At 73.8% G+C, this 23,186-nt stretch carries 24 protein-coding genes; 16 read left to right on the top strand and 8 right to left on the bottom strand.

The genetic code is table 11. The annotated features are described in order from the left end of the window. Positions 1-121: 121 nt before the first annotated feature. Positions 122-1,075, bottom strand: coding sequence for a pirin family protein (locus ACWGKU_RS32695; protein ID WP_401053162.1), 954 nt, complete (start codon positions 1,073-1,075; stop codon positions 122-124). 93 nt (positions 1,076-1,168) lie between these two features. Between ACWGKU_RS32695 and ACWGKU_RS32690 the strand changes: the two genes are divergently transcribed. The 7 genes from ACWGKU_RS32690 to ACWGKU_RS32660 all read left to right on the top strand — a co-directional run bounded on the left by ACWGKU_RS32690 (position 1,169) and on the right by ACWGKU_RS32660 (position 7,441). Continuing rightward, complete coding sequence (locus tag ACWGKU_RS32690; RefSeq protein WP_401053160.1) at positions 1,169-1,651, top strand: carboxymuconolactone decarboxylase family protein; 483 nt, start codon at positions 1,169-1,171, stop codon at positions 1,649-1,651. Positions 1,652-1,808: 157 nt separating this feature from the next. After that, entirely contained in the window at positions 1,809-3,062 is a 1,254-nt protein-coding gene (locus ACWGKU_RS32685; protein WP_401053158.1) for a serine hydrolase domain-containing protein, read from the top strand. A gap of 166 nt (positions 3,063-3,228) precedes the next feature. Then, on the top strand, positions 3,229-4,026 hold the full coding sequence (locus tag ACWGKU_RS32680) for a hypothetical protein (protein ID WP_401053156.1): 798 nt from the start codon (positions 3,229-3,231) through the stop codon (positions 4,024-4,026). Between the two features lie 98 nt (positions 4,027-4,124). Continuing rightward, on the top strand, positions 4,125-4,709 hold the full coding sequence (locus tag ACWGKU_RS32675; RefSeq protein WP_401053154.1) for a GNAT family N-acetyltransferase: 585 nt from the start codon (positions 4,125-4,127) through the stop codon (positions 4,707-4,709). Beyond that, positions 4,706-5,473: a leucine-rich repeat domain-containing protein gene (locus tag ACWGKU_RS32670; protein ID WP_452177829.1), complete on the top strand. Its 768-nt coding sequence runs from the start codon at positions 4,706-4,708 to the stop codon at positions 5,471-5,473. The genes ACWGKU_RS32675 and ACWGKU_RS32670 overlap by 4 nt, the downstream gene beginning before the upstream one ends. A 213-nt stretch (positions 5,474-5,686) precedes the next feature. After that, complete coding sequence (gene thrS / locus ACWGKU_RS32665; RefSeq protein WP_452177828.1) at positions 5,687-6,982, top strand: threonine--tRNA ligase; 1,296 nt, start codon at positions 5,687-5,689, stop codon at positions 6,980-6,982. Between the two features lie 174 nt (positions 6,983-7,156). Beyond that, a complete protein-coding gene (locus ACWGKU_RS32660; protein WP_401044626.1) occupies positions 7,157-7,441 on the top strand; it encodes a hypothetical protein in 285 nt (94 codons plus the stop codon). A gap of 68 nt (positions 7,442-7,509) precedes the next feature. Here the strand turns inward: ACWGKU_RS32660 and ACWGKU_RS32655 are convergent, their stop codons facing one another. Next, positions 7,510-7,920 (bottom strand): VOC family protein, encoded by a 411-nt coding sequence (locus ACWGKU_RS32655; protein WP_452177827.1) that lies wholly within the window; start codon positions 7,918-7,920, stop codon positions 7,510-7,512. A 111-nt stretch (positions 7,921-8,031) separates the two neighbouring features. On the opposite strand from ACWGKU_RS32655, the gene ACWGKU_RS32650 reads away from it, so the two are divergent. Further along, the gene (locus tag ACWGKU_RS32650; protein ID WP_401049544.1) at positions 8,032-8,508 is read left to right on the top strand and encodes a MarR family winged helix-turn-helix transcriptional regulator; all 477 of its coding nucleotides are present in this window, start codon (positions 8,032-8,034) and stop codon (positions 8,506-8,508) included. Positions 8,509-8,550: 42 nt separating this feature from the next. Here ACWGKU_RS32650 and ACWGKU_RS32645 read toward each other — a convergent pair whose 3' ends face one another. Continuing rightward, the gene (locus tag ACWGKU_RS32645) at positions 8,551-9,177 is read right to left on the bottom strand and encodes a C40 family peptidase (protein ID WP_401049546.1); all 627 of its coding nucleotides are present in this window, start codon (positions 9,175-9,177) and stop codon (positions 8,551-8,553) included. A gap of 228 nt (positions 9,178-9,405) precedes the next feature. On the opposite strand from ACWGKU_RS32645, the gene ACWGKU_RS32640 reads away from it, so the two are divergent. Then, on the top strand, positions 9,406-9,828 hold the full coding sequence (locus ACWGKU_RS32640; RefSeq protein ID WP_401049547.1) for a RidA family protein: 423 nt from the start codon (positions 9,406-9,408) through the stop codon (positions 9,826-9,828). 170 nt (positions 9,829-9,998) lie between these two features. Here the strand turns inward: ACWGKU_RS32640 and ACWGKU_RS32635 are convergent, their stop codons facing one another. Continuing rightward, positions 9,999-10,358, bottom strand: coding sequence for a hypothetical protein (locus tag ACWGKU_RS32635; RefSeq protein ID WP_380350973.1), 360 nt, complete (start codon positions 10,356-10,358; stop codon positions 9,999-10,001). A 239-nt stretch (positions 10,359-10,597) separates the two neighbouring features. Between ACWGKU_RS32635 and ACWGKU_RS32630 the strand changes: the two genes are divergently transcribed. Beyond that, on the top strand, positions 10,598-10,804 hold the full coding sequence (locus ACWGKU_RS32630; RefSeq protein WP_452181017.1) for a hypothetical protein: 207 nt from the start codon (positions 10,598-10,600) through the stop codon (positions 10,802-10,804). 26 nt (positions 10,805-10,830) lie between these two features. Here the strand turns inward: ACWGKU_RS32630 and ACWGKU_RS32625 are convergent, their stop codons facing one another. Together ACWGKU_RS32625 and ACWGKU_RS32620 are read right to left on the bottom strand one after the other, a co-directional pair. After that, a complete protein-coding gene (locus ACWGKU_RS32625) occupies positions 10,831-11,463 on the bottom strand; it encodes a peptidase inhibitor family I36 protein (protein WP_452181016.1) in 633 nt (210 codons plus the stop codon). Between the two features lie 109 nt (positions 11,464-11,572). Continuing rightward, complete coding sequence (locus ACWGKU_RS32620; protein WP_452181015.1) at positions 11,573-12,430, bottom strand: DUF4389 domain-containing protein; 858 nt, start codon at positions 12,428-12,430, stop codon at positions 11,573-11,575. Positions 12,431-12,983: 553 nt separating this feature from the next. Between ACWGKU_RS32620 and ACWGKU_RS32615 the strand changes: the two genes are divergently transcribed. From ACWGKU_RS32615 to ACWGKU_RS32590, 6 genes are all read left to right on the top strand, one after another. Then, positions 12,984-13,664, top strand: a complete 681-nt coding sequence (locus ACWGKU_RS32615) for a CGNR zinc finger domain-containing protein (protein ID WP_452181014.1) — start codon at positions 12,984-12,986, stop codon at positions 13,662-13,664. Between the two features lie 137 nt (positions 13,665-13,801). Further along, a complete protein-coding gene (locus tag ACWGKU_RS32610; protein WP_452181013.1) occupies positions 13,802-15,175 on the top strand; it encodes a M14 family metallopeptidase in 1,374 nt (457 codons plus the stop codon). 186 nt (positions 15,176-15,361) lie between these two features. Continuing rightward, positions 15,362-17,263: a RiPP maturation radical SAM C-methyltransferase gene (locus ACWGKU_RS32605; RefSeq protein ID WP_452177820.1), complete on the top strand. Its 1,902-nt coding sequence runs from the start codon at positions 15,362-15,364 to the stop codon at positions 17,261-17,263. Beyond that, positions 17,263-17,895 (top strand): DUF5825 family protein, encoded by a 633-nt coding sequence (locus ACWGKU_RS32600; RefSeq protein WP_452177819.1) that lies wholly within the window; start codon positions 17,263-17,265, stop codon positions 17,893-17,895. Before ACWGKU_RS32605 ends, ACWGKU_RS32600 begins: the two co-directional genes overlap by 1 nt. Before the next feature lie 3 nt (positions 17,896-17,898). Beyond that, positions 17,899-19,221 carry an MFS transporter gene (locus ACWGKU_RS32595; protein WP_359912541.1) on the top strand — a complete coding sequence of 441 codons (1,323 nt, stop codon included), beginning with the start codon at positions 17,899-17,901 and terminating at the stop codon, positions 19,219-19,221. Positions 19,222-19,310: 89 nt separating this feature from the next. After that, positions 19,311-20,063 carry an SDR family oxidoreductase gene (locus ACWGKU_RS32590; RefSeq protein WP_401053852.1) on the top strand — a complete coding sequence of 251 codons (753 nt, stop codon included), beginning with the start codon at positions 19,311-19,313 and terminating at the stop codon, positions 20,061-20,063. Between the two features lie 54 nt (positions 20,064-20,117). Here the strand turns inward: ACWGKU_RS32590 and gndA are convergent, their stop codons facing one another. Together gndA and ACWGKU_RS32580 are read right to left on the bottom strand one after the other, a co-directional pair. Then, a complete protein-coding gene (gene gndA / locus ACWGKU_RS32585) occupies positions 20,118-21,572 on the bottom strand; it encodes an NADP-dependent phosphogluconate dehydrogenase (protein WP_452177818.1) in 1,455 nt (484 codons plus the stop codon). Positions 21,573-21,733: 161 nt separating this feature from the next. After that, positions 21,734-23,059: an MFS transporter gene (locus ACWGKU_RS32580; protein WP_452177817.1), complete on the bottom strand. Its 1,326-nt coding sequence runs from the start codon at positions 23,057-23,059 to the stop codon at positions 21,734-21,736. Positions 23,060-23,186 lie beyond the last annotated feature (127 nt).

Genomic DNA, 23,186 nt, shown 5'->3' with positions numbered 1-23,186 from the left:
TGTGGGGCGGCGTGGTGGTTGGGGGGGGGGGGGGGGGGGGGTTGGTTGGGCGCGGGGGGGCGGGGGGGGGGGGGGGGGGGGGCCCCGGCCCCCCCCCACCCCCGATTGCCTAACGTGCAGGTCAGCGCGCGTTTCCGCGCGGCTTGAGGGGGAGGCCGGGGAGCTCCGGGGCGGGCAGGCGGTCGCCCGGGTAGCCCTGGACGGCGCCGAAGCGGTCGGTGGCGGCCTGCCACTCCTCGCGGGCCTGGACGATGTCCTCGTGGGACCGCCCGATGAAGTTCCACCACATGACGATCCGCTCCTCGAACGGCGTGCCGCCGAGCAGTACCAGGCGGGCGTCGGTCGCGCCGGTGTTGGTGAGGGTGAGCGTACGGCTGCCGGGGGCGACGTAGCCGAGTTCGGCGGGGCGCAGCGGGGTGTCGAGGAGGTGGACCTCGCCGCTGTCGACGAGCAGGCCGTGCTCGAAGGCGGGGTCGACGTCGAGGGTGACGACGGCGTGCGGGCGCAGGGTCAGCTCGGCGCCGAGCAGCGGGGTGAAGGTGGGGACGGGGGAGGTGTCGCCGGCGAGGGTGCCGAGGAAGACCCGTGCCTCGCCGCCGTCCAGGGCGACCGGGGCGGGGGCGTGGTGGCGGAAGTCGCGCCCGGTGTGCCGGTGCTCCTCGGGCAGGGCGACCCACAGCTGCACGCCGTGCAGGACGGTGGTGGCCGGGGTGGAGACCTCGGAGTGGGCGATGCCGCGGCCGGAGGTCATCAGGTTGACCTCGCCGGGCCGGACGTACGCGTGGACGCCGAGGCTGTCGCGGTGCTCGATCTCGCCGGTGAACAGCCAGCTCACGGTCTGCAGCCCGGTGTGGGGGTGCGGGGCGACGTCCATGCCGCCGGTGCCGGCGACGTCGTCGGGCCCGTAGTGGTCGACGAAGCACCAGGCGCCGATCGTGGTGCGGGAGCGCTGCGGCAGGGTGCGGCGCACGGTCATCGCGCGCGGGCCGCCGAGCGGGACGTCCCGGGCGGGCAGGACCTCCACCCGCGGGTCGGCGGCGGGCGTCTCGACGAGGTCGGTCTCGGCGGTGCTCACGGGGGTCCCTCCCAGATGGTGATTAGTTCTATATTCAACTATCATGCCATGGCAGAGTGGCGGGCGACAGTGCGACCAGCCTAAGGAGTCCAGGTGAGTGATGTGACGGTGGTTCCGACGGACCGGCGGGTTTTCATCGACAAGCAGAGCCCCCAGGCGTACAAGGCGCTGCTCGCCGCCGCCGAGGCGGCGCGCGAGGTCGCGGCCGAGGCCGGGCTGGACCGCCGGCTGATCGAGCTGGTCAACCTCCGCGTCTCACAGATCAACGGCTGCGCCTACTGCCTGCACGTGCACACCAGGGCCGCGATCCGCGAGGGCGAGACCGCCCAGCGCCTCGGCGTGCTCGCGGCCTGGCGCGACACCGAGGTGTTCGCCGACCGGGAGCGGGCCGCGCTCGGGCTGGCCGAGGCGACCACCTCCCCGGCGGACGCGGCACTCCAGGAGGCCGCGTACGGCGTGGCGCGCGAGGTGCTGAGCGACGAGGAGATCTCCGCGGTGGTCTGGGTCTCGATCGCCATCAACTCCTTCAACCGGGTATCCATCCTGAGCAAGCACCCGGTCCGCCCGGCCCGGTAGTCGCGACCGCAGGAGGGTCTCCGCCTTCCGGCGGAGGTCCTCCATTGGCGGGTGTACGACCGGCTCCTTCCGGCGGGGGATGACCGACCGTCAGCGCTGCGGCGAGGCTGGGCGTCGAGGGCGAGGGAGTGCTCGCCGACGGCGAAGGTGGGGTCGCATGGCACGTCGTACGTTTGTCTCCGCGCTGGTGGGGGCGGTCTGCCTGGCACTGGCCGCGCCGCTGGTCCCGGCAGGTGCGGCCGAGGCCGCCGACGGACGGCCGGGCTCCGGCGACCCGCGGGCGGCGGCCCTGCGGGCGCTGACCGACGCCGGCGCCGTCGGGGCGATCGCGGAGGTCCGGGACGGGAACGGCGCCTGGCGCGGGGCGTCCGGCGTCTCCGACCTGGCCACCGGCGCACCGCTGCGCACGGACGGGCGGTTCCGGGTCGGCAGCGTCACCAAGGTGTTCATCGCCACCACGGTGCTCCAGCTGGTCGGGGAGGGGCGGATCGGCCTGGACGACCCGGTCGAGCGGCACCTGCCCGGGCTGGTCCCGAACGGCGACCGCATCACCGTCCGTCAGCTGCTCGGCCACCGCTCCGGACTCTGGGACCCCACCAACGAGAAGGGCGGGGTCTTCCCCGACTGGACCGAACCGGCGGCCGTCCGGAACTGGCTGGACCAGGGCGGCCTGACCCGGCACATCACCCCGGCCCAGGTGGTGGCCTCCTCGGCGGCGCACGCGCCCACGTTCCCGCCGGGCACCGGGTACGGCTACTCCAACGTCAACTACACCCTGCTCGGCATGATCGTCGAGAAGGTGACCGGGCACGGCTACGCCCAGGAGGCCACCGCGCGCATCCTGCGCCCGCTCGGTCTGACCGGCACGTACTTCCCGGGTACGGCCACCGGCATCCGGGGCCCGCACGCGCACGGCTACTGGACGCTGCCCGAGGGCCCCGGCCCGGAGGACCGCAGCGACCGGGACGTGACGGTGGCGAGCGTCACCTGGGCGAACTCGGCAGGGGAGGTGATCTCCACCCTGAGCGACCTGAACCGCTTCGAGAAGGCCCTGCTGGGCGGCCGGCTGCTGCCGCCGGCGCTGCTGAAGGAGATGACCACGACGACCCCGATCGTGATCGAGGGCATGCCGACCGGACTGGGCTACGGGCTCGGGCTGGCCGGCTGGCAGCTCTCCTGCGGTCCGGTCTACGGGCACGATGGCTCGGTGCCCGGGTACAGCACCCAGCTGTGGAGCTCGGGCGACCGGCAGGTGTCGCTGTCCGTCACCCCGCGCGGCGACCAGGCGCAGTTCCTCGCGCAGATGCAGGCGGAGGCCGGCTTCCTGGAGCAGGCCTTCTGCGGGACGGGGACGGCGGCGCAGGAGCCGGCGGTGCAGGGGTCAGCCGTCATGGTGCCGAGGCTGGGCTGACCGCCTGCTGTTCCCTGTTCCACCGCTCCGGCTCGTCCGCGCGGGTCCTCGACCGTGCGGGCGGGTCGGAGCGGTGCCGTTTCCGCCACCGGGGGGCCGACAGCCCGGGGCCGGGCACCCGGGAAAACCGGTGGCACCGGCTTCCGCCGGCGGTGAGAATGCACCGGTGATCCCCTCGCCGCTGTCCCCTGCCCAGGATCCCCGCGCCTGGTCCGTCGCGCCGGACTATCCGGGGATGCAGGACCTGGTCGCCGGTCTGGAGGTGCCCGCCGGAGCCGCGATGGGCGTCATGGGCGCGCTGGAGACCTCCCGCGAGCTCATCCGGCACTCCTACTACCGGTACGAGTTCGCCACCGTCGCCGTCACCCAGGCGCTGTTCGCCCTGGAACAGGTCCTCGTCGAACGACTGGCCGTCGAGGAGCCGCTCCGGGAGCTGATCGGACGGGCCGTCGCCGAAGGGCTCCTCGGGCCCGGGCTCGTCACCGAGATCGAGGCGAGCCTGCGACTGCGCGACAAGCTCGCGCGGGGCACCGTGACGACCGGCGCCGTGACCCCGGAGCGGGCCGTCACGCTGGTGCGCGCGGTCTTCGACGCCGTGTCCGCGCTCCTCCGCCCGCCCGTGGCGGCGGCCGAGACCGGCGGGACCACGGAGGAGGAGTCGGCCCGGGCGCGGCTCGACCGGCTGTGGGAGGAGCACCGGCGGGCGCCGTTCCCCAGGAGCTTCCTCGGGGTGGACATCGCGGGGGTGTGTCTGATCCTCCTGGAGGACGCCGTCGCCTCCGCCGTGCTCCGGGAACAGGGCGGCGGATTCGACGACCGCAGCATCTCCGACCTCTGGCACCGCATCGCCGACCTCGACAAGGTCGTGCCCCTGATCGACGAGCAGTACTGCCGCGAGCACTTCGCCAGGCTCCGGACGGTGGCCGGGCTGGTGGCCGCGTCCCACCTCCCGCCCGCGACCTGACCTGCGCGCCGAGGTCGCGCCCGGGGCGCCGGAGTTCCGCTCGGCGGCCCGACTGCGTACGGTGATGCACGCATCATCGGCAGCGGAAAGGGGCGCGCGTGACGGCGGGGACGGAAGACGACTCGGGGACGGTGCTGACCACCGAGCGGCTGGTGGTGCGTCAGTGGACCATGTCCACGGCCGACCAGGACCGCGCCTTCGACATCTACTCCCGCTGGGAGGTGGCCCGCTGGCTCGGCCGGACCCCACGGGCCATGACCGGGCCCGAGGAGGCCCGCGCCTTCATCGAGCGCTGCCGGAAGCGGTCCGCCGACCCGCGCTTCGGCGCCTGGGCGGTCGAACGACGCGACACCGGTACGGTCGAACGACGCGACACCGGTACGGTTGCCGGCACGGTCCTGCTGGTGCCGTTGCCGGACGGGGACGGCGAGATCGAGATCGGTTGGCACCTCCACCCCGACAGCTGGGGCCGGGGCATCGCCACCGAGGCCGCCCGGGCCGTCCTGGCCAAGGGCTTCGCCGACGGCCTGACCGAGATCCGCGCCGTGCTGGCCCCGGACAACACCCGGTCGGCGGCCGTCTGCCGGCGCCTGGGGATGACGGGCACCGGGCCGACCGACCGGTGGTACGGCCGACAGCTCGCGGAGTTCCGCATCGGACCGGATCAGGCGGCGCAGGCATGACGGACATGGTGGGTGCGACGGACATGGTGGGTTCGGCCGATGTGACGCTCAACCTCTGGCGCCGGCCGCTCGGCGAGGTGCCGGCCGAGGTGTGGGACCGCACCGAGCTGACCGTGCTCATCCTCGCCGACACCGGCATCAGCGAACTCTCCTCCGGTATCGGCCGGTTGAGCGCTCTGCGGACCCTCGACCTCGGGCACAACCGGCTCACCGCGCTGCCCGCCGAGCTCTGCGACCTCACCGGCCTCCGGGACTTCCTCTACCTGCACGACAATGCGCTGACCGCCCTGCCCGAGGCGCTCGGACGGCTCACCGCGCTGCGCTACCTCAACGTCGGCGAGAACCGGCTCACCGAACTCCCGTCCACCATCGGCGACTTGGCCTCGCTGATCGAGCTGCGCGCGCAGCACAACCGGCTCACCGCTCTGCCGGAGGCGATCGGCGAACTCGGCGAGCTGCGCGAACTCTGGCTACGCGGGAACGAATTGACCGATCTGCCGGAGTCGGTCGGTCGGCTCGCCGGGCTGCGCGAGCTGGAGCTCCGGGAGAACGCCCTCACCGAACTGCCCGACGCGCTCGCCGGGCTCCCGCAGCTGCGCCGCCTCGACCTGCGCGGCAACCGGATCACCGAACTGCCCGACTGGCTGACCGATCCGGGCGCGCTGCCCGCGCTGGAGAAGCTGGACCTGCGGTGGAACGAGGTGCGGCCGCGGGGCCGGCTGCTGGCGGTGCTGGCCGCGCGCGGGTGCGTGACGCTCTTCTGAACCGCCGGGCTCCGGCCCGGGAGAAAAGATCATCGCCGACAGCGCGGAGCTGCTACCGTGGAACGCATGAAGCGCGCTGCACTCGCCACGACGACGCCGGAGAGAGTCCCGGCGCGCTGACTGCTGACCCAGTTCGAAGCCCCGGGGCGAGTGCCCCGGGGCTTCGCCGTTCCCGGACCCACTCGCCCGCCCACCCGAGTGGAGACCACCGCCATGAACGGCCGCCCCCCGCAGGACCGCTCCCCGCACGATCACGACCTGCATGACCGCCCGATGCACGACCACCGCAAGCTCGGCCGCGAACTCGACCTGTTCGATACCGACCCGCTGATGGGCTCCGGCCTGCCGTACTGGCTCCCCGACGGTGCCGCGATCCGGCACTCCCTGGAGGAGTTCATCCGCGGCCGCGAGCGCCGGGCCGGCTACCGCCACGTCTACTCCCCGGTGCTCGGCAAACGCGAGCTGTACGAGATCTCCGGCCACTGGGCGCACTACCGCGAGGACATGTTCCCGCCCATGGAACTGGGCGCCGAGGAGATGGTGCTGCGCCCCAGCCTCTGTCCGCACCACGCGCTGATCTACCGCTCACGCTCCCACAGCTACCGGGAACTGCCGCTGCGCATGGCGGAGTTGGGCGGCATGTACCGCTCCGAGCTGTCCGGGGTGCTGGGCGGGCTGACCAGGGTCCGGGCGATCCAGCTGAACGACGCCCACATCTTCTGCACCCCGGAGCAGGCGGCCGACGAGGCCGTCGCCGCACTGGAGCTGATCCGCGAGGCGCACCGGGCACTGGGCGTCGTCCCGGTCCGCTACCGGCTCTCGCTGCCCGGCGCGGGCGGCAAGTACGTGGCGGACCCGGAGCTCTGGGATCGCGCCGTCGCACTGCTCACCGAGGTGCTGGAGCGCTCCGGGGTGCCGTTCGAGGCGGCGGAGGGCGAGGCGGCGTTCTACGGGCCCAAGATCGACGTGCAGATCGCCGACGGCGCCGGCCGTGAGTTCACCCTCTCCACCGTGCAGATCGACTTCCACCAGCCGGAGCGGTTCAACCTGCACTACATCGGCGCGGACGGCGCCAAGCACCGCCCGGTGATGGTGCACCGCAGCGTGATCGGCAGCGTCGAGCGGGTGGTCGCCCACCTGATCGAGCTGTACGGCGGCGCGTTCCCGGCGTGGCTCGCGCCCGTCCAGGTGGTGCTGCTGCCCGTCTCCGAGGCCGAACTGCCGCAGGCCGAACGGTTCCGGCAGCGCTGCCTGGACCTCGGCCTGCGCGCCGAGGTCGCCGGGCCCGAGCACGGAACCCTGGGCGCCCGGATCCGCGAGGCCCGGCTGGTGCCGTACCAGGCGGTGATCGGGGCGAAGGAGGCCGTGGACGACCGGGTCGCGCTGCGGCTGCGGGACGGCCGACGGCTGGAGCCGCTGCCGGCCGAGGAGGCGTGGGCGCGGATCGGCGCGCTGGTGGCGGCGTGCGACGCGGAACTGTGGGCGGAGGACGCCTCCCGGCGGTCGTAGGGCCCGGCCTCGGACGCCCGCCCGCGGGGCCTCGATGGGGCCGTCCGGGGCATACGTACGACTAGTGCGGTGTGCGGTGTGTCGGTCGGGCCGAGGGCGGCGGCCGCCCGTCGAATGGGCCGGGCGGCCGAGTCCGCGGCCGTCGCTGTCCCCACCCGTACGGAGGTACTCCCGATGCGCATCCCACACGGCTTCGCCGTTCCCGCTCTGGCCGGCTGTCTCGCCCTCGCCGGAGCGGTGGCCGCCACCCCGGCAGGCTCGGCCGAGCTCCGCCCGCTGCCCAGCCCCGCCGTCCAGTACTGTGCCGCGGTGCTCGGGCACGTCCCGGGCGCCGACGCCGCCTCGCAGGCTCTCGGGCGGGCCTGTTCCTCGGACTTCCGGGCCGATCAACTCGCGCAGGCCGGAGGAGGATTCGAGGCGTACGGGCCGGCGGGCCACCCGTCGCTGCCGATGGAGTAGGCCCGGTCGGGGCGGTCCGCCGGCCGACCGCGCCGCACGAGGCGCAAGCCCCGTGCGGCGGGGGCCGGTCAGTAGGACTGGAGCTCGATCACGTGGCCGTCCGGGTCGCGCAGATGGGCGCTGCGCAGGGTGGGGCCCCACTCCGGGCGGTCGGTCGGCGGGGTGACGGGGGTGCCGCCGTGGCGCAGGCAGAGGCCGAGTGCGCCGTCCACGTCGTCCATCCGGAGGACCAGCATCGCGGTGTCCTGCGAGGGTGCGGCGGGGTGGGCGGGCAGCTCGGCGGCGCCGAGGGTGGCGGCCATCGCGGACCGGTCGAACAGGGCCAGGCAGGTGCGGTCGGCGAGGTCCCAGTTGGCGTACGGGCCCTCGGGCGCGCCCTTGGCCAGGGTGGCGCCGGTGAGCGCCGGGAGGACCGCGCGGTAGAAGGCGAAGCACTCGGCGAAGCGGGAGACGAGTAGGCGGGGGTACGGGGCGTCCACGGGCGAACTCCTGGCAAAGGGGGGTGGAGAGAGCGGCGGTGGGGGGCGGGTCGGGCGGTTCCCGAATTGATGGGTGGCACCCACTATAGGGAGAGACCCTAGACTGCCGCCATGGCCTCCGAGAACCCGCACCCCGCCGCCGAACTCCCCCCGACCCTGCTGGACCTCAGCACCTACCTGCTCTCCCGGATCGGCAGGGCGGCGCGCGGTCGGCTCGCCGAGCGGCTGGCCGAACGCGGCCTGCGGCTCTGGGACATGGCGGTGCTGGCCGCACTCGCCGACTTCGGCCCGCAGGCCCAGCGGGACCTGGTGCGGCGGCTGGCCATCGACCCGAGCGACCTGGCCAAGGTCGCCGACCGGCTCGCCGCCGCCGGGTACGTCGAACGCGCCAGGGACCAGGCCGACCGGCGGAGGGTCTCGGTCTCGGTCACCGATGCCGGACGGGCGCTGCTCGCCGACCTGGAGGCGCAGGCGCGGGCGGTGCAGGACGTCGTGCTCGCGCCGCTGGACGCGGGGGAGCGGCAGGTGCTGCAGGAACTGCTGCTGCGGGTGCACCACGGGACGGGGGAGTGGCGCGGCGGCCTGTGACCGTGGGGCGGGCGTGGGGCTGGCCGCTTCAGGCCGTTCGCGTCAGGCCGAGGGTTGCCCCGGGCGGCGGGCGCCGGCGAACTCGCCCGCCCAGCGCGGCACGTCGAGCACGTTCTCGACCCGGGCAACCAGGGTGCCCGTCCGCTCGGCGTGGATCATCGCGCCCTCGCCGATGTGGATCCCGACGTGGTGCAGGGGGGCGTCGGGGCGGGAGAAGAACAGCAGGTCGCCCGGGGCGAGCGCGTCGCGTTCCACCGGGGCACCGAGGTTGAACTGCGCGACGGTGTAGTGCCCGAGTTCGACGGTGCCGTGGCTGGCCCGGTACCAGCAGTAGAGCGAGAGGCCGCTGCAGTCGAAGCCGACCGTCCTCTCGCCCATGCACACGCCGTTCAGCCAGCCGTTCTCCTCGTCGCAGAAACCGAGGCTCGCGCCCAGCCGGTCGCCGCCGCCCCAGGCGTACGGCACGCCGAGCTGGCTCGCGGCCACGTCGGCGACCCGGCGGCCCAGCGCGGCCACGGGCAGCGACCGGGCCGTCCCGGGCGGGGCGTCGGACGCCGCCTGGGCGGCCGGGCCGAGCGCCGGGACGAGACCCGCCCCGAGCGCGAGGCCGAGCATGCGGCGCCGACGGACGCCGGAGGTCTGGTCACGGTCGGACGGTTGGGGCTCCATGGCGGTGCCTCCCGGTGCTGGAGGTGGCTGGGCGCCCGGGGCGTGATGCCCGGGCAGGCACCCACCAGGATTCCGCTGCGGCGGGCCGGTCCGCCATCACCCGCAACGGTGAATCGCCGACGCAAGAGCCCCGAAACGGAGGGGGGTTCGCCGGTAAATGGTTTGACGGTCGTTCAGGAGACGCCAACGATGGGCGCGAACGTTCGGTCGGGACCGTCGGAGGACCACATGAGCAGAGCCGTCAAGCTGATCCGCTCCACGCGGCTGACCAGGGCAGTGGACTACGCCTACGCGGCGGAGGTCGACGCCCCGGCCCGCTCGCTCTGGCTGGCCGGGGCCTGCCCGCTGGACGAGGAGGGCCGGACGGTCGCCGTGGGCGACTTCGAGGGCCAGGCCCACCAGGTGATGCGGAACCTGATAGCCGTGCTGGAGGACAACGGCGCGACCCTCACCGACATCGCCCGGACGACCGTGTACGTGGCCTCCGGCGACCAGGCCGACCTGGTGAAGGTGTGGAACGTCTACCGCGCCTACATGGGGGAGCACGACGCCCCGAGCACCCTGCTCGGCGTCACGGTGCTCGGGTACGACGACCAGCTGGTGGAGGTGGAGGCCGTGGCCGTGCTGCCCTCCGGGCCCGACGCTTCCTGACCTGACCTGGCCCGGCCTGACCTGACCTGGCCCGGCCTGGAGTGAGCTGACCTGACCTGGAGTGAGCTGACCTGACCTGGAGTGAGCCGACCTGACTGGCGCGACCCGACCCGGCCGGGGCGGGCCCGTCGGCTCAGGCCGTCGGCCCGCCCCGGCCGGTCAACCGGTCATCAGCGCACGCTGAGCTTCACCGTGGCGCTCCGGCCGGTGTAGAACTTGTGGATCTGCTCACGCGTCCCGGAGCCGCAGGCCTGCACCTCCTCCGGGTAGCTCTTGCTGTCGGCGGCGATCGTGACCGTCGCGCACATCCCGTCGGCCCGGGTGTCCTCCACCCACCCGTCGACGTACAGCGACTCGACTCCCTCGACCTTCTTGCACTTCAGGGTCCAGGTGGCCTCCGCGCCGTCGATCTTGGGCGAGTCGCTGTGCGGGCAGGTCGCCGCGGTGGCCGGGGTCGCGGTCACCACCACCGTCCCGCCGACCAGCGCGAGGACGGCGAGGACGGCGCGGAGGGACAGGGCCAGTCGCATGAGGGTCTCCTGGTGTGGGTGCGGACGTCGACGGAGGGTTTCCGCCGCGGAGGGTTTCTGCCGCACACGAAGCAGATCGATTCCGCGGGGCGGCGCAATGCGCTCGTGTGGGTGACGCCGGGTTCGACGTGCCGCGGTGCGCGCAGAGCCCGTCGGGGCGTCAATCCCGGTTGACGGCTGGCGGGCTCAGCGAGCCGTGGCTGCAAGGAAGTTGGCGGCTCCACCCCTACCCTTGGGCCATGAAGCAGCACATCCTCACGCTGGTCCTCGGGGGCCTTCTGCTGGGCATCGTCGCGTTCGGCGCCGGCTGGTACGCGGCGGACTCCCGGCAGACCGCGCCGGCGCCGACCTACATCACGGTCACGCCGGAGCCGGTCCCCACCGGCGCGGTCTCACCCCCGGTCTCACCCCCGGTCTCACCCCCGGCCTCGGCCGCCGGCCGGTAGCCAGTGGTCGGTGGCGCGGCCGGCGGCTACTGCCTGACCGCCCAGAACCGGTCGGCCATGTTGTCGTACGCGACCGACGCGGACAGCGACACCGCCGGCTCCTTCCAGAGCATCTGCCACTGGCCGTCGCCCGGGTCGTTGTCCACGATCACCTCCAGCCCGCGCGCCGTGTTCACCCAGCTGCTCGCCTGGTCGCGGAACCCGTAGTCGGTGAAGTACACGGCGGCGTCCTCGTGGAAGAGGTTGAACTGGAGCCGGCGGCCGCCCCAGTTCCGGTCGGCGTAGAAGCAGTAGTAGGACGGCTCGGTGGCCGGGGTGGGGCAGTTCTTCCAGTCCGGGCTCCGGACGGTGCGGCGGTGGTGGTCGCCGCTCCACGGCGGTGCCTGCGCCTGCCCGGGCAGCGGGAGCACCATCACCGCGTCGTCGGGGTAGGTGATCTCGTTGGCGGCGGTCTGCTTGCCGCCCTTGCCCGCCGCGAGCTGGGCGTCCACCGACTGCTGGAGTGCGTCGCGGTCGCCGTCGCCGAGTGCGGTGATGATGGCTCTCCGGTCCCCGGCCGGGCTGTGCGCGGCGGCGGCCTGCGCCCCGAGGGGCGCGGCCAGGAGCACGAGGGCCCCGGCTGTGCGGACGAGAAGTCGGCGGAGTCGAGAGTGTGTCATATGCCAAACGTAGCCGTGCACATACCGCGGGTAACCTTGCTTTCTCGATCAGACGGCGCGTACGCGGCAACGGCGCGCCGGTGCGTACGCGCCCCCTGATCGGGCGAACCTACGACTCGCGGGCGTCCTCGCCGATCCGACCGGAGTCGCGGGCCCGGTCGGCGGGGCCCGGCATCAGCGGCGCGACGACGTGCTGGGCCGGGTGGGAGCCCTCGTCGTCGTTGTCGTCGTCCGAGTTCACCGAGGCGGTGACCGAGCCCGTCGCCGAGGAGGCCAGGCCGATGATCAGGAAGAGGACGAGCAGGCCGCGCCCGGCGCCGCCCAGGACCAGCGGGCGGGTGGCCGACGCCGGCCCGGCCGGCTCACTGCCCGGCTCGTCGCCGAACAGGCGCTTGGGGTAGGCGGACGAGACCATCACCAGGTAGGAGGTGAAACGCATCCGGTAGCGCAGGATCGCGGTCGTCGCCTCGTACAGCGGCTGCGGCATCCGGCCGAGGACCAGCACCACCAGCCAGAGGACGAACGACACCGTCCACCAGCCCGCGTACACCAGGCCCTGCACGATCGCGGCCGGGATGACGAGGACGATGCGGAACAGCACGGCGAGCCGGTTCAGCTCACCCGGCCGCAGCCCGACCTGCACCGGATAGTCGGGGACCTCGAACCGGAACGGCGGATAGCGGTCCACGGTGAGCATCATGTACGCGGTGACGCGGGTGTCGTACGGGATGAACACCGTGAGGTAGTCCGCCACGAAACCGGGCAGCCGGCCGAGCACCAGCGCACCGAACCAGCCGACGACGGTGACCAGGAACGCCACCACCGACAGCACCCACACCACCACGAACTGGGGGATCAGCAGCAGCGCGCGCAGCAGCACCGTCCAGCGGTTCTGCGGACCGGGCGCCGGCATGTCCAGCACCGGGAGCCACTCGCGGCTGACGGGGGCGGGGGGAGCCTGCCACATCCGGGCCTCCACGGTCTCGGGACGACGGGACCCGGCGGTCGGGCGCGGCCGGGTGCCCTCCGAAGATCGCAGCAACCCGCCCGTCCCGCGCGTCACGCTGCGCCGGACGGGCCAGTCGGCCGGTGCGGCCCGGCGTGGCGCGGCCCGAGGGGCAAGGTGGGGGCTGCCGCCCGCCGGTGGCGCCGGCCGCCGGGCCGGTCAGGGTGACGGCGATGGCGGCTGCCAGCGCGGTGGACGCGGCGTTGAACAGGATTCGTCGCATGATCGGTCCTTCTGGTGAGGTGCCGGGCGTTCGGGGGCCCGGCCTGGCAGGGACCCCTGACCGGATTTTCACCACGAGCCCCGGGCAGCCGCCCGCCCGGCGCCTGCGCGTGGGCGACCCGCGGACCTGACCGCGCCCGGATCGCGTCCGGATCGCCGGTCACGGCCGGCTGCCGGCAGACACCGTGAGGAGATCGTGGCCTGCGCGCGCCTCCTCGCCGGGCCGCCCGGGCCCTAAGGTGGCCCGCCATGGAGTTTCGACTGCTCGGTTCGTTCGAGGCCGGCCACGAGGGTGAAGCCAGGGGCCGAACTCGCCGCCCTGCACGACCGCATGCTGCGGGCCGACCCCCGGCTGGACCGTCCTCCGGCGCCGCTGTACGCGGTGCGGGTCGGCGATCAGTGGCTGCCGTGGAGCGCGGGCGGCCATCCGGCGCTGGAGTTCTGCAACACCTACGCGGGCTGGGGCGCCGATCCGACCGGCGTGCCGACCCCCGGGTCGGACTGGCTGCGCGGCTACCCCACGCTCGCGGTCCGGGCCGGCCACCACGACCTCGCCGACGGACCGGTCGTCGAGGCCCTGCTCCGCCGGGCGGCGGAGCAGCCCGCGGAGGCCGCCGGCGTGCTCGCCGACGCCCGCGCGTTCCGGTCGGCCCTCCACGCGTGCCTGACCGACCCGCAGGACGGCGCCGCCTTCGGGGCGGTGGCGATCGTGGTGCAGGAGGCCGGGCGGTCGGCGGTCCTCACCCGGGGCGAGGACGGCCTGGCGCACTGGCGACTGCCACCGTCGGCCGGCCTGCGGCTGCCGCTGCCGCTGTACGCCGCCGCCCGCGCGGCCGGCGAACTGCTCGCCGACCCGCGCCGGTTCACCGTCCGCCGCTGCCCCGGCACCGGCTGCGGCTGGCTCTTCCTGGACGCGAGCGGCCGGCGTCGCTGGTGCAGCCTGGCGACCTGTGGGACCCGTCCGGCCTCCTGAGTCGCGCGGGCCGATCCGCGGCCCGGTCCGGACTCTCCAACGCCTTGACGAACCCATGACACTGGCGGACCATCAAGCTGGCGCGCGCCGCACCTCCTCCACAGTTCCGCCCCCACGGACCCCACAGGAGGACAGTCATGCGACTGCCCCGCCGAGGGAAGCCCGCCGCAGCCACCGCCGTGCTGCTGGCCCTCGCCCTCGCCACCCCGCTCACCGCCCAGGCCGCCCCCGACCGCCCGTCGACGCCCGCGCCCGTCACCGGTTTCGGCATCGACACCGGCATCGACACCGCACGGCAGTATCGCCTCGACGGTCCCCGCACCGTCGCCGAACGCACCGCCGTCGCCGCCACCGGCGTCTCCGTCGACGCCGTCCTGCCCGAAGCGGTGGTGGTCACCGCCACCCCCGCCGAAGCCGCCCGGCTGCGGGCGCTCGGCTGGTCGCCCGTCGCACTGCCCGGCCCCCGCTACGGCGCCGAACCCGGCGACGAAGGCCTGGCCGGCCCGGTGTACGACTTCCCGCAGGCCGACTCCGGCTACCACAACTACGCCGAGGCCACCGCCGACATCGACGCGGTGGTCGCCGCCCACCCCGACATCATGAGCAAGCGCGTCATCGGTACCTCCTACGAGGGCCGCCCGATCGTCGCGGTGAAGATCAGCGACAACGTCGGCACCGACGAGAACGAACCCGAAGTGCTGTTCACCGCCCACCAGCACGCCCGCGAACACCTCACCGTCGAGATGGCGCTCTACCTGCTGCACGAGTTCGGCGACACGTACGCCACCGACAGCCGCATCGCCAACGCCGTCAACAGCCGCGAGATCTGGGTGATCCCCGACCTCAACCCGGACGGCGGCGAGTACGACATCGCCACCGGCCGCTACCGCAGCTGGCGCAAGGACCGCCAGCCCAACAGCGGCAGCAACAGCGTCGGCACCGACCTCAACCGCAACTGGAACTACAAGTGGGGCTGCTGCGGCGGCTCCTCCGGCTCCACCTCCAACGAGACGTACCGGGGCAGCGCACCGGAGTCCGCCAAGGAGACCAAGGTCGTCGCCGACTTCGTCCGCAGCCGGGTCGTCGACGGCAAGCAGCAGATCACCGCCGCCATCGACTTCCACACCTACAGCGAACTGGTCCTCTGGCCGTTCGGCTGGACCACCGCCGACACCGCCACCGGCATGACCGCCGACGAGTACAACACCTTCGCCACCCTCGGTCGCGGCATGGCCGCCACCAACGGCTACACACCCGAACAGTCGAGCGACCTCTACATCACCGACGGGGCGATCGACGACTGGCTGTGGGGCGCCCACCGGATCTTCGCCTACACCTTCGAGATGTACCCCGGCGAGAGCGGCAGCGGCGGCGGCTTCTACCCGCCCGACGAGGTGATCGGCCGCGAGACCAGCCGCAACCGCGAAGCGGTCCTGCGCCTGGTGGAGACGGCCGACTGCGTCTACCGCGCGATCGGCAAGCAGCAGCAGTACTGCGGCATCTCGGCCTGACCGGGCGTCATCGGTACGGGTCGCGCCGCGCACGTCGCGGCCCGGGGGCCGGGTGCGGGGAAATGCCCCCGCGGGGCAGGGGGGTTGGGGGGGCCCACCCCCCGCGCTGGGAAGAGCCCCCCCCGGTGGGGGGCGCCCGCCTCTCCACTGTCCTCTTCACCGTCCGAGAGTCCGAAAGGCCAGGGAATGCGTATCGCGCTCGTCTCCATGCCGTGGCAGGCCCTGGAGATGCCGTCGCTCCAGGTCGGTCTCCTGCACGCACTCGTCGCCCGGGAACGGCCGGCCGACGAGGTCGCCGAGTACCACGGGTGGCTGCGCTGGGCCGAGTTCCTGCTGGAGCACAGCGACGGCGAACTGACCCCGACGGAGTACATGACCGTCGCCGACGACCAGGTGTTCGACGGCTTCGGCGACTGGGTCTTCTCCGGCAGCCTCTACGACGACGACCAGTGGGGCACCGAGCAGCTCACCGCCTACGCGGCCCGCACCGGATCGTCGATCGACAGCCTGCTGCGGATGCGCCCGCACGCCGCGCGGTTCATCGCCGAGGCCGCCCGGGAGGTGCTCGCCACCGACCCCGACGTGGTCGGCATGACCACCACCTTCCTGCAGAACGTGCCCTCGCTCGCCCTCGCCCGGGAGATCAAGCGCCTGCGGCCCGAGGTCGTCACCGTGCTGGGCGGCAGCAACTGCGACAGCGTCATGGGCCACGCCCTGCACCGCAACCACCCCTTCCTGGACCACGTCGTGCGCGGGGAGGCCGAGAGGACCTTCCCGGCGCTGCTCGCCCACATCGAGCGCGGCACGGCCCCCGCGGACGTCCCCGGGGTCTGCTGGTGGGACGGCGGCACCTCGCGTGCCAACCGGGAGGCCAAGGGCACCGTTCCGATCGGACTGCTGCCCAGCCCCGACTTCGACGCCTGGCAGGAGTCCTTCGACTCCTCCCCGGTGGCCGAGTTCGTCGAGCCCAAGCTCGTGGTGGAGGGTGCCCGCGGCTGCTGGTGGGGCGAGAAGCACCACTGCACCTTCTGCGGGCTCAACGGCAGCCTGATGGAGTTCCGTTCGAAGAACGGCGAGCAGCTCTGGTCCGAGATCGAACGGCTCGTCCAGCGGCACAAGTTGCTCGATGTCATCACGGTCGACAACATCATCAGCATGGACTACTTCCGTGACTTCCTGCCACGGGCCGCCGACAGCGGGTGGGACCTGCGCATCCACTACGAGGTGAAGTCGAACCTCAGCCAGGACCAGATCGCCCTGCTGGGCCGCGCCCGGGTCACCCACGTCCAGCCCGGCATCGAGAGCCTGAACAGCCGGGTGCTCGGTCTGATGGACAAGGGGGTCACCGGCGCCCGCAATGTCCGTACCATGCGGGAGTGCGAGAACCACGCGCTCACCTGCGTCTGGAACTACCTCTACGGGTTCCCGGGCGAACGCGACGAGGACTACACGGAGATCATCGACCAGATGCCCGCCCTGCGCCACCTCCAGCCCCCGGGCGGTGCCACCCGCATCGCGCTGGAGCGGTTCAGCCCGCACTTCACCAACCCCGCGCTGGGCTTCACCGAGCGCCGCCCCGCCGACATCTACCAGCACGTCTACCAGCTGCCGCGGGAGGAACTGGAGGACCTGGTCTACCTGTTCGACGCCCCGGCCACCGGCATCCAGGGCGAGCTGGAACGACGGCTGGCGGAGGAGATCGACCGCTGGACGGAGGCCTACCCGTCCTCCCGGCTCCTGCTCGAACCGGCCGCGGACGGCGGCGAGGAGGGGGACCTGCTCGTCCACGACGAACGCGAGGGCTGGCCGCGGCGCACCCACCGGCTGACGCACTGGCGGGCCGCCGCGTTCCGCGAGCTGGAGCACGGCCGCACGCTCCCCGCCCTGCACCGCCGCCTGGCCGAGGCCGGGTACGAGGTCCCGCTGGACACGCTCACCGACTGGGGGCGCGAACTCCTCGCGCACGGACTGGTGTTCAAGGACGACGACACCCTGCTCGCGCTGCCCACCCGGGCGGTGCCGGTCCGCGCACCCGACCTGGACACCGCCTTCCCGGCCGCTCTCCCCACCCCCGAGGAGGTGGCGTGATGCCGATCGCCAAGCCCTCCCTCGCGGCGCCGGACCTGCCGGACCTGCCGGACACGGTCCCCCACCGGCTGGACGGCCGGCTGGTCGTCCTCGCCGCGCCGGTCCCCCTCGGCGCGGGCGGGCGGCCCGCCGCCGAGGCCGTCCGGCTGCTGCGCGAGTGCCAGAGCCACGTGCTCCCGGTGCGGTGGTCCCTGGCCCCGGACGACCCGGCGCTGCGGGACCCCTCCGCCGCCGACTTCGCCCTCCACCACCTGCACCACCTGCCGCCGCCCTCCCCGCAGGCCCCCGGGACCGCCGAGCCCGCCGGGGCCGCGGAGGCCGGACCCGCCCTGGCCGAGTGGCGCTCCGCCTACGCGTACGGGCGGTTCTACTACCGGCAGGGACCGGGCTTCCTCCAGGTCAGGGACCGTCGGGACCCGGACGCCTCGGCCCGCTTCGCGCTCGACCACCCCGACCTGGTGGCCACCTTCCGGGCCTGCCTGACCCCCACCGCCCTGGACGACCTCAGCAGTACGGGCCGTGAGGCCGTGTCCGTCCTGGCGTCCGAAGGCCTCGTGCTCGTCACGCGGGGCTGGGCGGTGACACTGCCTCCACGCATCCGCCACTGGACCGTGCCCGACACAGGAGTCTGATACATGGGATCTTCCACGGCCGAGGAGTCGTCCGTACCCGCGGAGTCCGGCCCGCCCGCGACCCCGCCCCCGGCCCCGGAATCCGTGCCACTGCGCCGGCACCGTCCGCTGCTGCTGCTGGTCACGGAGCAGATGACCAGCTCGGTGGGACGCCAGGTCACCGCGCTGGCACTGCCGCTGCTGGCCATCGCCCACCTGCACGCCGGCCCGCTGGGCGCCTCGGCGCTGATGGCGATGACCTACCTGCCCGGCGTCCTGCTCAGCCCCCTCATCGGCGTCGCCGTCGACCGGGCCCGACTGCGGCGGATGCTGGTCTCGCTGTCCTGGCTACAGGTCCCCGCCATCGGCAGCGTGCCGCTCGCGGCCGCGCTGGACGGCCTGACCTGGCCGCACCTGTTCGCCGCGGCCGCCGCCTCCGGGGCGCTGAACTCCGCCCAGAGCGTCGCGCTGCAGTCCTGTCTGCCCCGCGTGGTGCCCGCGGAACGCCTGCTGCCGGCCAACTCCTCGCTCACCGGCGCCCGGACCATCGGCCTGATCGGCGGGCCCGCGCTCGGCGGCCTCCTGATCAGCGTGATCGACCCGGCCCCGGCGCTGCTGGTCGAGTGCGCCGCCTACCTCGTCGGCGGGGCCCTGTTCCTCGCGCTGCCGACCTCCCTGAACCGGCCGGCGAACGCGGGCAGCGGCGCGCGCTCCCGCCTCGAAGCCCTCCGGGAAGGCCTGGCGGTCATCCGGCGCGAGACCCTGCTGCGCCGCCAGGCCCTGGCCGCGGCCGGACTCAACCTGGGCGGCGGGGCCGGCGGCGGCCTGTTCGTCCTGTACGCCGACCGGGAACTGCAGCTGCCCCCGTGGCAGCTCGGCGCCGTCTACGCCGCGTACGCCGTCGGGATGGGCTCCGGTGTGCTGGCCGCGACCTCCGTCACCCGTTCGCTGGGCATGGCCCGGGCCATCCGGCTGTGCGCCGTGGGCGCGGGGGCCGCCCTCTTCCTCATCCCGGCGGCCTCCCTGGGGCTGCCCTTCCCGGTCCTGGTGCTGTACCAGCTGCTGTTCGGACTGCTGGCCACCGTCTGGTCGATCGCCATGACCACGGGACGCCAACTCGTCACCCCCGCCCACCTGCTGGGCCGCGTGAACGCCTTCCTCCAGGCCGTGCTGACCGCCACCCTGCCCGTCGGCGCCTTCGTCGGCGGGTGGCTGGCCTCCCGGGTCGGCATCGTGCCGGTGCTGGTCGGGGCGGCGGCCGTCGCCCTGGCGGGCGCGAGCAGCCTCTGGTTCCCGCGCGACATGCTCGCCGAGATCGAGCGGGCGGCGGAGCGGAAGAAGGCCTGAGCCCGCCCCCGGGTCCCGCCGGCCCCTGAGCTCCGTCATCCCCGCACCCGTCGTCCCCGCACCACGTCCCCCGAGGAACAGGAGGCCGCATGTCCGGCGCAGCGGGAACCGTGCTCATCACCGGAGCGAGCAGCGGCATCGGAGCGGCCACCGCACGCCGGCTCGCCGCCCGCGGGCACGACCTGGTGCTGATCGCCCGGCGCGAGGAGCGCCTGAAGGCGCTGGCCGCGGAGCTGTCCGCCGACCACGGCACCGCCGCCGTCGCGGCGCCCCTGGACCTGGAGCGCACCGACGAACTGGCCGACGCGCTGACGGACGTCCTCGCGGCCCTGCCCGGCCCGCTCGCCGGCGCGGTGCTGGCGGCCGGGCACGGCCGCGGCCACGGACCGGTGCGGGAGGCCGACAGCACGCCGTGGGAGTCCCAGCTGCGGGTCAACCTGCTCGCCCCGATGATCGTCACGCGCCTGCTCCTGCCCGAACTGGACGCCCGGGGCGGGGACCTGGTGCTGGTCGGCTCCCTGTTCGGCACCCGGCCCTCGCCCGGCTACGCGGCCTACGCCGCCACCAAGCACGGGCTGGCGGGCTTCGTCCGCTCGCTCGCCGAGGAGGAACGGCCGCCCGGCGGCTGCCGGATCTGCCTGATCTCCCCCGGCGCCACCAACACCGAGTTCGCCTCGGTCCTGTCCGGGGCCGCGGCCCCGCGCGTCCACGAGGTCACCGACTGGCCGTACCACCCGCTGCTCGCCGAGGACGTGGCGGCCGCCGTCGCATGGGCGATGGGCCGCCCCGGCCACGCCCGGATCGCGGAGATCACCCTCGACGCCACCGACGCCCGGTACTGAGCCGCCCCGGTACCGAGCCGCCCCGAACGCGCGGCCGCGACGGCCGGTGACGCGCTACGCCGTCCCGCCGTCCGTCCGCACCTCGGGGCGACCGGGCTCGGCCCAGCGCGTGTGGAAGCTGCCCGGACGGTCGGTGCGGCGGTAGGTGTGGGCGCCGAAGAAGTCGCGCTGCCCCTGGATCAGCGCGGCGGGCAGGTGCTCGCTGCGCAGGGTGTCGTAGAAGGCGAGCGCGGCGGAGAACGCCGGCACGGGGATGCCGTGCTGGGCCGCGCCGGCCACCACCGTGCGCCAGGCCGCCTGGGCGTCGGAGACCTCGGACGCGAACCGCTCCTCGGCGAGCAGGCTGACCAGGTCGGGGTTGGCGGCGTGGGCGGCGCGGATCCGGTCGAGGAACGCGGCGCGGATGATGCAGCCGCCGCGCCAGATCCTCGCCACCGCCCCCAGGTCGATGTCCCAGCCGTACTCGGCCGCGGCGTCGCGGATCATGGTCCAGCCCTGGTCGTAGGCGATGACCTTCGACGCGTAGAGGGCCTGTTCCACGTCGCGGGTGAAGCGCTCGGCCTCGTGCGGGCGCAGTTCCTGCCGGGTCCCCCCGGGCAGCGGCCGGTAGGCCGCCCGCAGTTCGGCCCGGGCGGAGGCGACCCGGGCGAAGGTGGCCTGGGCGATGGCGGTGACCGGGGACCCGAGGTCGAGGGCGGTCTGCACCGTCCAGCGTCCGGTGCCCTTCTGCTCCGCGGCGTCCTGGACGATGTCGACGAAGGGCCTGCCGGTGGCGGCGTCGGTGTGGGCGAGCACCTCGGCGGTGATCTCGATCAGGTAGGAGTCGAGCCGCCCCTTGTTCCAGTTCCGGAAGGTCTCGGCGATCTCGGCCGGGGTGTACCCGCCGACCTCCCGCAGGAGGTGGTAGGCCTCGGCGATGAGCTGCATGTCGGCGTACTCGATGCCGTTGTGCACCATCTTCACGAAGTGTCCGGCCCCGTCGGTGCCGATGTGGGTGCAGCACGGATCGCCGTCCACGTGGGCGCTGATCCGCTCCAGCATCGGGCCGAGGACGGCGTAGGACTCGGCGGAGCCGCCGGGCATGACCGAGGGGCCGTGCAGCGCGCCCTCCTCCCCTCCGGAGACGCCGCTGCCGACGAAGTGGATGCCGCGTTCGCGCAGCGCCCGCTCCCGGCGGCGGGTGTCGGCGAAGTGCGCGTTGCCGCCGTCGATGATCATGTCGCCCGCTTCCAGCAGCGGGGCGAACTCCTCGATGACCTCGTCGGTGGCCTGCCCGGCCTTCACCATGATCAGGAGCCGGCGGGGCCGTTCCAGCGCGGCCACCAGCTCCGGCGGCGATCCCGCCGGGACGAACGCGCCCTCGTGGCCGAACTCCTCGACCAGCGCCGTGGTCCGTCCCGGCGTGCGGTTGTGCACCGCGACCGTGTAGCCGTTGCGGGCGAAGTTCCGCGCCAGGTTGCGGCCCATCACCGCGAGCCCCGTCACGCCGATCTGTGCGGATGCCTCCATGGGCGGGTGCTTCCTTCCTCGGGGAGTTCCCCGGCCGGGCCCGCGGGTCCTGCGCCGCGGCCGCCCGGGCCGGCCGTACCCATGCTCACAACCCGCGCCCTCCCGCCGCGCGGGGAACTCCCCCGTTCAGGTGCCCCGGGCCCGCGGCGACGCCCGGCGACTCAGCGGACCGCCTCGACCGGCTCCGGGTCCGCCTCGGGATCCGTCTCGGGGTCCGTCTCCGGCCGGCGCACGGACATGTGCCCGGTCGGCAGGTCCCGGTGGCCGCGGATCGGGGAGCAGTAGAGGAAGAGGGCCGCCGCCGGTACGCCCGCGGTCAGGATCCACAGGGCCGGACGCAGACCGAGCCAGGTGCCGAGCGCGCCGCCGAGCACGGCGCCCAGCGGCATCGTGCCGTAGTTGAGGAACGCGGAGCTCGCGACGAGCCGGCCGAGCACGCCGCTCGGGCAGTAGCTCTGGACGAACCCGGACTTGAGCACGTTGCCCGCCACCACGCCGATCGACACCCCGGCGTAGGCGAGGACGACCATCGTCAGCCCCCAGCCCCGGCCGGCCAGCGGGATGAGCAGGGCCAGCGCCGGCAGCACCAGCTCGAACATCAGCAGGGAGCGGCCGGTGCCCAGCCTGGCGCTGACCCGGCGCACGACGAAGGCTCCCAGCACGCCGCCGACACCGCTGACCATCGCCAGGCTGCCGATCGTCCCGGAGGACAGGCCGATCTCACGGACCAGGAAGACCACGGTGAGCGACTGGTACCCGGACAGGGCGAGGTTGGACGCCGCTCCGAAGAGCGCCAGGCTCCGCAGGAAGGGGTCGCCGAAGAGCAGCCCCAGTCCTTCCCGGATCTCCTTGGCCATGGCGCCGCGCGGTCTTTCGAGCCGCTCGGGGGCGGCCTCCCGGTGCCGGATACCGACCAGGCAGAGCGTCGCGAGCAGGAAGGTCGTCGTGTTGACCAGCATCCCGTTGGCCGCGCCCGCGAGTTGGATGAGCAGGCCGCCGCAGCCGAGCCCGACGATCTGCGCGGCGGAGGCGCTGCCCTGGAGCTTGGCGTTGCCCTCGGCCTGGTCCTCCGGCTTCACCAGGTCCGGCAGGTAGGCGGTGTACGCGGTCTGGAAGAACACCGTGGCGGCGCCCGCGAGCAGGGCCACGAGCAGGAGTTGACCGACCTTCAGCGCCCCTGCCCAGGCCGCCACGGGAACGCTGGCGAAGAGCGCGAAGCAGACGATGTTGGCCCAGAACATCACCTGCCTGCGCCTCAGCCGGTCCACCCAGACCCCCACCGGCAGCCCGATGAGCAGCCACGGCACCCAGGGCGCCGCGCTCAGCAGGCTCACCTCGAAGGTGTCGGCGTGCAGGGTCGAAACGGCGATCAACGGGACGGCGAGAACCGTGACCGACTGACCGAAGCGCCCCGCGGTCTCGCCTAACCAGAGGAGCCGGAAGTCCCGGTGGCGGCGGAGCAGGCCACCACGTGTGTCGTTGCCCATCGATCGCTCCAATGTCTCAAGGAAGGGAAGCCGAACCGTCCGAAGCCGCCCGCCGGCCGGGCCCCCTCCCGCTCGCCGGGCGGTGCCGGGACGAGTGGGAGGGCCGTCGCGCGGCCCGTGTGCCGAC

Source organism: Kitasatospora sp. NPDC054768, assembly GCF_053612025.1.
Note: the sequence above shows the minus strand (reverse complement) of the source record. Positions and strands in the feature narration are given on the sequence as shown.

Bases quoted from the DNA above. Each gene is read 5' to 3' on its own strand.
- gndA (WP_452177818.1), bottom strand. From the start codon at position 21,572: ATGGAGGCATCCGCACAGATCGGCGTGACGGGGCTCGCGGTGATGGGC.
- ACWGKU_RS32660 (WP_401044626.1), top strand. From the start codon at position 7,157: ATGCGCATCCCACACGGCTTCGCCGTTCCCGCTCTGGCCGGCTGTCTC.
- ACWGKU_RS32650 (WP_401049544.1), top strand. From the start codon at position 8,032: ATGGCCTCCGAGAACCCGCACCCCGCCGCCGAACTCCCCCCGACCCTG.
- ACWGKU_RS32580 (WP_452177817.1), bottom strand. From the start codon at position 23,059: ATGGGCAACGACACACGTGGTGGCCTGCTCCGCCGCCACCGGGACTTC.
- ACWGKU_RS32610 (WP_452181013.1), top strand. From the start codon at position 13,802: ATGCGACTGCCCCGCCGAGGGAAGCCCGCCGCAGCCACCGCCGTGCTG.
- ACWGKU_RS32620 (WP_452181015.1), bottom strand. From the start codon at position 12,430: ATGTGGCAGGCTCCCCCCGCCCCCGTCAGCCGCGAGTGGCTCCCGGTG.
- ACWGKU_RS32595 (WP_359912541.1), top strand. From the start codon at position 17,899: ATGGGATCTTCCACGGCCGAGGAGTCGTCCGTACCCGCGGAGTCCGGC.
- ACWGKU_RS32670 (WP_452177829.1), top strand. From the start codon at position 4,706: ATGACGGACATGGTGGGTGCGACGGACATGGTGGGTTCGGCCGATGTG.
- ACWGKU_RS32590 (WP_401053852.1), top strand. From the start codon at position 19,311: ATGTCCGGCGCAGCGGGAACCGTGCTCATCACCGGAGCGAGCAGCGGC.
- ACWGKU_RS32600 (WP_452177819.1), top strand. From the start codon at position 17,263: ATGCCGATCGCCAAGCCCTCCCTCGCGGCGCCGGACCTGCCGGACCTG.
- ACWGKU_RS32625 (WP_452181016.1), bottom strand. From the start codon at position 11,463: ATGACACACTCTCGACTCCGCCGACTTCTCGTCCGCACAGCCGGGGCC.
- ACWGKU_RS32635 (WP_380350973.1), bottom strand. From the start codon at position 10,358: ATGCGACTGGCCCTGTCCCTCCGCGCCGTCCTCGCCGTCCTCGCGCTG.
- ACWGKU_RS32685 (WP_401053158.1), top strand. From the start codon at position 1,809: ATGGCACGTCGTACGTTTGTCTCCGCGCTGGTGGGGGCGGTCTGCCTG.
- ACWGKU_RS32645 (WP_401049546.1), bottom strand. From the start codon at position 9,177: ATGGAGCCCCAACCGTCCGACCGTGACCAGACCTCCGGCGTCCGTCGG.
- ACWGKU_RS32640 (WP_401049547.1), top strand. From the start codon at position 9,406: ATGAGCAGAGCCGTCAAGCTGATCCGCTCCACGCGGCTGACCAGGGCA.
- ACWGKU_RS32605 (WP_452177820.1), top strand. From the start codon at position 15,362: ATGCGTATCGCGCTCGTCTCCATGCCGTGGCAGGCCCTGGAGATGCCG.
- thrS (WP_452177828.1), top strand. From the start codon at position 5,687: ATGAACGGCCGCCCCCCGCAGGACCGCTCCCCGCACGATCACGACCTG.
- ACWGKU_RS32630 (WP_452181017.1), top strand. From the start codon at position 10,598: ATGAAGCAGCACATCCTCACGCTGGTCCTCGGGGGCCTTCTGCTGGGC.